This window comes from Streptomyces sp. NPDC058964 (assembly GCF_042741275.1).
Taxonomy (GTDB): domain Bacteria; phylum Actinomycetota; class Actinomycetes; order Streptomycetales; family Streptomycetaceae; genus Streptomyces.
This window is the reverse complement of record NZ_JBHYKH010000628.1, coordinates 1-4,649: the sequence shown is the minus strand read 5'-3', so window position 1 is coordinate 4,649 and position 4,649 is coordinate 1. Positions and strand designations below refer to the sequence as shown.

The following is a 4,649-nucleotide window of genomic DNA, read 5'->3' as shown; positions in this document are numbered from 1 at the left end:
GGGCGCGGGGCCCCCCCGGGGGGCGGCGCCGGGGGCGGGGGGCGCAAGCGCGCACCCGCCGGCCGCCCCCGGGGGGGGGCGCGCGTGCCGGGCGGGCGCCGGCCACCTCGGGCCGCGCCGGGCCGCGGTCGCCGCGGACCTCCACCGCAAGCACCGCGACCTGGACGACGGCCAACTGGCGGCGCTCAGCGCGGCCGCCGTGGCGGGCGGTGACACCGCCCTGCACCAGGAGCTGGAGGGCAAGCTGCACCAGTCGCGGATCCGCGCCTATGTGACCGGCGCGGAGAACGTGGCCGGTCCGGTGCCGATCACGCACCCGGCGGAACGCGAGCGGGCCACCGAGCTGTGGCAGCGGCTGCTCGGCGAGGCCACGAACACACGCCAGCGGGTACGGCTGCTGCTGTGGGCGGTGGGCGCACGGCTCACCCCGCCCCGGGAGGTGATCGCGGCCGAGTCCCTGGAACTCGCCCACGCGCTGCTCGGCTCGGGCTCCGCGGGCCCCGGCCTGCGCCAGGAGGTGGCACAACTCGTCAGCGTACAACCGGAGTTCAGGGCCGCCCTGGCGGCCGGGGTGCACGAGGTGCTGGGCGAACGGCCCGGCCAGGAGCAGCTCTTCGCGCAGTTCCCCGCCCAGCTGCTCGACGAGCGGGACCTGCGCGGCAGTCCCCGGCTCCTGGAGTACTACTGGCGGGCACAGGCCGAGCGGGATCCCTCGCGCACGGTCGAGCTGATGTTCCGCATCCTGGAGGTGCGGGGCCAGGCCTCCCCGGACGCCGAGCTGCTGCGCGCCCTGTGGCGGCAGGCCTCCCCGGCCTGGACGCACGAGGAGGCGACCGCCATCGCCCGCCGCCTGCCGCAGGGACTGCCGGTGGACGACGCGGTCGGCGAGTGGTTCGACCGTGCGGTGAAGCGCGAGATCAGCGACGCGCAGGGCCTCGAGGCCTGTCTGCGGCTGCTGGACGAGCTCTGCGCCCCGGCCCGCCGCGCCTGGCTGCGTCCGGTCACCCAGGAGTGCATGGAGACCACCTTCCGTCTGGACTCCGCGCTGCGCGAGGCCCGTGAGGCCACCGCCCTGGCGCTCCAGTTCGGGACCGCGGCCACCGAACTGTGGGCGGCCCCCCGCGCCCTGAAGCGGTACCGGCTGCTGCCCGCCCTGCTGCGGCTGCCCGCCGACCCGGCCCGGCTGCGCAAGGACATCGGGGCGTTCGGGTTCGCGCTGGCCGACGGCTATCTGCGGGCGGTGCACTCGGCGGCGGTCCGTGCCGACCGGATCGACGAGGTGCTGCTCAGCCATGTGACCGGCGTCGTCACGGTGAGCGCGCAGGCCGGGCTGCCCCAGGCGCACCTCGACATCGTCGGCGCGCTGCGGTCCCACACCGCCAACCACTGGCGGCTCGCGGACCTGAACCTGCTGGAGCGGGCGGTCCGCCCGTTGGACGCCGAACTCGCCAAGGAGTACCAGCGGCACGCCGAACGCCGGCTCAGCGCGCCGCAGAAGCTGGTCCGCAAGATCACCCGCCGCCGGTCACCGGACGGCTCCCGCACGGAAGAGGGGTGAGCCCGGGTGACCGAGATCGTCATGTTCATCCTCCTGCCCGCGCTCTACGTGGGCGCGCTCGCCGTGTACCTGGCCGTCGCCCCGGTCATCGTGGCGCTGCGCGCGCTCGCGCTGGTCAGCGAGCTGGCGTGGCGGTACGGCGGGGTGGCGGTCGGGGTGCTGCACCGGCGGACGCCCGAGTTCGTGACCATCGCGCCGTACCGTCCCGCCGAGGAGGACGTGCAGGCGTACCGCAACTACTTCTACGGGCCCGCCACCCGGGACCTGCGTCAGCTGGCCACACTGGGGCGCAGGTCGTACGTCCGCACGGCCGGGGACTCCTTCCGCGGCGTGACCGGCCGGTACTTCACCATGCAGCAGGGGTGGGTGCGGCTGGCGTCGGTGCCCTACGGTCTGACGCTTTACACGGGTCTGGGTCTCGGGGCGGTGCTGGCCGTTCCGGTGCTCGGCGTGCTCTACGGGCTGCACGCGCTCGTCGTCGGCCTGCTGATGGCCGGTGCCCGGCTCCTCGCGGTGCTGCTGCGGGCGGTCGACCGGGCCGTGCTGCGCCTGCGCCGGCTGGGCCGGGGCATGATCTGCCCGCACTGCTTCGAACGCGTGCCGTATCCGGCGTACGACTGCCCGCGGGCGAACTGCCGGCGCCGGCACGCCGACATCCGCCCGGGCAGATACGGTCTGTTCCGGCGTCGCTGCGCGTGCGGCGAGCGCATGCCGACCCTGCTGATGCTGATGAGCCGGCAGACGCGGCTGGCCGGCTACTGCACCCACGAGAACTGCGGAAAGCCGCTGAACACGGACGCCGGGCACATGCCCGAGGTGGTCCTGCCGCTGATCGGCGGCCGGGCCGCGGGCAAGACCCAGCTGATGGCGGCGATGCTGATGTCACTGGAGAACGGGGCGGAGAACGGGGGCCCGGAGATCCGGCTCGCGGACGAGGAGTCGCACGCCAACTACCGCGTCCTGCGGGAGGTGCTGGAGATCCGGGGCAACACCCGCAGCACCCAGAAGGCACTGCCCCGGGCCCATTCGTTCGTCCTCGGCACGGGCCGCGCGGAGCGCCTCGTGCACGTCTTCGACACGGCCGGCGAGCGGTTCGTCAACCGGGAGGAGACCGACGCGCTGCGCTACGTCCGGGCCGCCCGGACCTTCGTCTTCGTCCTCGACCCGATGGCGGTGGACGCCTTCTGGACCCGGCTCGAACCGTCACCGGAGTCCGTGGTGGACCGCACGCTCGCCTCGACCGTCGATCCGGAGGAGGTGTTCGGACGGTCGGTCCAGACGGTGCGCACGATGGGGACCCCGCTCGACCGCGCGCGCCTCGCGGTGGCCATCAGCAAGACGGACCTGCTGGCCGGGCACGGACTGGTGCCCGAGCGCCTCGACGACAGCGACACCGCCCGCGACTGGCTCTGCGAGCGCCTGGGGCTGCGCAATCTCGTGCAGACGATGGACCTGGAGTTCGGTGAGGTCCGCTTCTTCTGCACGGCCGCCGTGGCGGGCGACGACGACCGGGTCGACGACAGCATCGGACGGTTCGTGCAGTGGTGCCTGGGCAGCTGAGCGCCGCGTCAGCACTCGATGATGTTCACCGCGAGCCCGCCCCGCGCCGTCTCCTTGTACTTCACGCTCATGTCCGCGCCCGTGTCCTTCATGGTCTTGATGACCTTGTCGAGGGACACCTTGTGCGAGCCGTCCCCGCGCATCGCCATCCGCGCGGCCGTGACGGCCTTCACCGCGGCCATGCCGTTGCGCTCGATGCACGGGATCTGCACCAGACCGCCTACCGGGTCGCAGGTCAGGCCGAGGTTGTGCTCCATGCCGATCTCGGCGGCGTTCTCCACCTGCTCGGGGCTGCCGCCGAGGACCTCGGCGAGCGCGCCCGCGGCCATCGAGCAGGCGGAACCCACCTCGCCCTGGCAGCCGACCTCGGCGCCGGAGATGGAGGCGTTCTCCTTGAAGAGCATGCCGATGGCGCCCGCGGCCAGGAGGAAGCGGACCACGCCGTCCTCGTCCGCGCCCGGGACGAAGTTGATGTAGTAGTGCAGCACCGCGGGGATGATGCCCGCCGCGCCGTTCGTGGGGGCGGTGACCACCCGGCCGCCGGCCGCGTTCTCCTCGTTCACCGCCATCGCGTAGAGCGTGATCCACTCCATCGCGTGGGCCAGCGGGTCGCCCTCGGCGCGCAGCTGGCGGGCCGTGACGGCCGCCCTGCGCTTCACCTTCAGCCCGCCCGGCAGGATGCCCTCGCGGGACATGCCACGGGCCACGCACGCCTGCATCACGCGCCAGATGTCCAGCAGCCCCTCGCGGATCTCCTCCTCCGTGCGCCAGGCCCGCTCGTTCTCCAGCATCAGGGAGGAGATCGACAGGCCCGTCTCCTTCGTGAGGCGCAGCAGCTCGTCGCCCGTGCGGAAGGGGTACTTCAGGACCGTGTCGTCCAGCTTGATCCGGTCGGCGCCGACCGCCTCCTCGTCGACGACGAAGCCGCCGCCCACCGAGTAGTACGTCTTGGAGAGGAGCTCCGTGCCCTCGGCGTCGTACGCCCACAGGGTCATGCCGTTCGCGTGGTACGGGAGCGCCTTGCGGCGGTGCAGTTTCAGGTCGTCGTCGAAGGAGAACGCGATCTCGTGCTCGCCGAGCAGCCGGATCCGCCCGCCGGACCTGATCTCCTCGACCCTTTCGTCGGCCGTCTCCACGTTCACCGTCCGCGGAGACTCCCCCTCCAGACCGAGCAGCACGGCCTTCGGCGTGCCGTGGCCGTGGCCGGTGGCGCCGAGCGAGCCGTACAGCTCCGAACGTACCGACGCGACGGAGCCCAGAAGGCCCTCGTTGCGCAGCCGGCGCGCGAACATGCGCGCCGCCCGCATCGGGCCGACCGTGTGGGAGCTGGACGGGCCGATGCCGATCGAGAACAGGTCGAAGACCGATATGGCCACGGTGACTCCTCAATACGGGGGTGGTGCGAAGGGGGTGGGGCCCCCCCCCCCCCGCAGACAAGAGGGCCCCCCCGAGGGGGGGGGGGCCCCCCCGGGGGGGCGCACATGTGGTGGCCCCGGGGGGGGGGTTTAAAACAAAAACAGCCCCCCCACAC

3 protein-coding genes are annotated in these 4,649 nt (G+C 73.1%); 2 read left to right on the top strand and 1 reads right to left on the bottom strand.

The window, feature by feature from the left end:
- Together ACFW2E_RS41790 and ACFW2E_RS41785 are read left to right on the top strand one after the other, a co-directional pair.
- Positions 1–1,558, top strand: a 1,558-nt coding sequence (locus tag ACFW2E_RS41790) for a GTPase-associated protein 1-related protein (protein ID WP_384475878.1), incomplete at its 5' end; no start/stop codon positions are given.
- 6 nt (positions 1,559–1,564) lie between these two features.
- Entirely contained in the window at positions 1,565–3,118 is a 1,554-nt protein-coding gene (locus tag ACFW2E_RS41785) for a hypothetical protein (RefSeq protein ID WP_384475875.1), read from the top strand.
- Between the two features lie 8 nt (positions 3,119–3,126).
- Here the strand turns inward: ACFW2E_RS41785 and ACFW2E_RS41780 are convergent, their stop codons facing one another.
- Positions 3,127–4,494: an L-serine ammonia-lyase gene (locus ACFW2E_RS41780; RefSeq protein ID WP_384475872.1), complete on the bottom strand. Its 1,368-nt coding sequence runs from the start codon at positions 4,492–4,494 to the stop codon at positions 3,127–3,129.
- Between the last annotated feature and the right edge of the window lie 155 nt (positions 4,495–4,649).